Source organism: Actinoplanes sp. NPDC051633, from assembly GCF_040681735.1.
Classification (GTDB): Bacteria; Actinomycetota; Actinomycetes; order Mycobacteriales; family Micromonosporaceae; genus Actinoplanes.
Window position 1 is genome coordinate 1 of the sequence record NZ_JBFAZH010001307.1, and the last position, 2,026, is coordinate 2,026.

General features: G+C 66.3%; 1 protein-coding gene. It reads right to left on the reverse strand.

The window, feature by feature from the left end:
- Window positions 1–209: 209 nt before the first annotated feature.
- Complete coding sequence (locus tag AB0M20_RS40385; RefSeq protein ID WP_364306456.1) at window positions 210–1,709, reverse strand: CoA-acylating methylmalonate-semialdehyde dehydrogenase; 1,500 nt, start codon at window positions 1,707–1,709, stop codon at window positions 210–212.
- Between the last annotated feature and the right edge of the window lie 317 nt (window positions 1,710–2,026).

The window sequence follows — 2,026 nt, forward strand, 5'->3', positions numbered from 1 at the left end:
GCGCTGCATGGAACACCGACGAAAACCGCCACGTCAATGGGTGTCGGCCTACGAAATCCGCACCCCGACCCACCCCTTGACGACCGAAACAGCACCATCTCGCAAGCGCCCGCGCCCTCGTCACCCGTACGGGAACCGCAGGCCCCGGCCGAAAAAAGACGGGCCCGAAGCCGGCGAAAGCTGCCTTCGGGCCCGGATGTCCGCGCGGCTCAGTGGTTGCGGGGGAAGCCCAGGTCGACGCCTGCCGGGGTGTCGGAGGGGTCGGGCCAGCGGGTCGTGACGACCTTGCCCCGGGTGTAGAAGTGGGTGCCGTCGTTGCCGTAGATGTGGTGGTCGCCGAAGAGGGAGTCCTTCCAGCCGCCGAAGGAGTAGTAGGCCATCGGCACCGGGATGGGGACGTTGATGCCGATCATGCCGACGTTCACGCCGCGCTGGAACCGGCGGGCCGCCTCGCCGCTGCTGGTGAAGATGGCGGTGCCGTTGCCGTACTGGTTGGCGTTGATCAGGTCGATCGCGGCGTCCACGGTGTCGGTGCGCACCACCGACAGCACCGGGCCGAAGATCTCCTCCCGGTAGACGTCCATCTCGACGCCGACCTGGTCGATGACCGTGGGCCCGACGAAGAAGCCGTCCTCGAAGCCGGGCACCTTGAGCCCGCGCCCGTCGACGGTCACCTTCGCGCCCTGGCTCTCGCCGGTGCCGATCAGCGACTCGATGCGCTCCTTCGCGGCGGCGGTGACCACCGGGCCCATCTCGCTCTTCGGGTCGCGCCCGGAGCCGACCACGACCTCGGACGCCTTGCGGTTCACGATGTCCATCAGCGGATCGCCGGCCGCGCCGACCGCCACCGCGGCGGAGATCGCCATGCAGCGCTCGCCGGCCGAGCCGAACGCGGCCGCGGTCAGGTGGTTCGCGGCGTACTCGAGGTCGGCGTCGGGCAGGATGATCGCGTGGTTCTTGGCGCCGCCCAGGGCCTGCACCCGCTTGCCGTTCGCGGTCGCCCGGGTGTGGATGTACCTGGCGATCGGCGTGGAACCGACGAACGAGACCGCGGCGATGTCGGGGTGGTCGAGGATCGCGTCGACGGCCACCTTGTCGCCGTGCACGACGTTGAAGACGCCGTCCGGCAGACCGGCGCGCTGCCACAGCTTCGCCACGTAGTTGGACGCCGACGGGTCGCGCTCGCTGGGCTTGAGCACGAAGGTGTTGCCGCAGGCGATGGCCACCGGGTGCATCCACATCGGCACCATCGCCGGGAAGTTGAACGGGGTGATGCCGGCCACCACGCCGAGCGGCTCGCGGAAGCTGTACACGTCGACCCCGTTCGACGCCTGGTCGGAGAAGTCGCCCTTGAGCAGCGTCGGGATGCCGCAGGCGAACTCGATCACCTCGAGGCCGCGCTGCACCTCGCCCGCGGCGTCGGAGAGCACCTTGCCGTGCTCGTCGGAGATGATCTCCGCGAGCTCCTTCACGTTGGCGTTGACCAGCTCACGAAAGGCGAAGAGCACTTTGGTACGGGCGCTGAGCGACGCCTGGCTCCAGGACGCGAACGCCTCCTTAGCCGTGGCGACCGCGGTGTCCACGTCGGCCGTCTCGGCCAGCACCACCTCGTGCTGCGCCTGCCCGGTCGCGGGGTTGAAAACGGTGCCGCGCCTGGTGCTCGCGCCTTCGGTCGAAGACCCGCCGATCCAGTGCTCGATGGTTGCCACTTCAGGGGCCCTTTCTCTACAGGTAGTCGCGCTGGGCGCGCTTGAACTGGTCGTACGCGGCCCGGGCGGCCCGGGTGCTGTCCAGGGTGGAGACCTCGCTGACCGGCACGTCCCACCAGCTCTCGCTGGACGGCACGGGCGACAGGGGGTCGGTCTCGACGTGTTTCTGTTTAAATTGAGCTTTATGATAGTTTCTAGTCTGAACCAAATTCGTTGCATCAGCTTCAACCCAAAAATGGTGGTTGCTATAAATTGCTAAATATCAAATTAACTATGTACTCTTTATCTTTAAAATTATTAAAATTGTATTGTTTGTC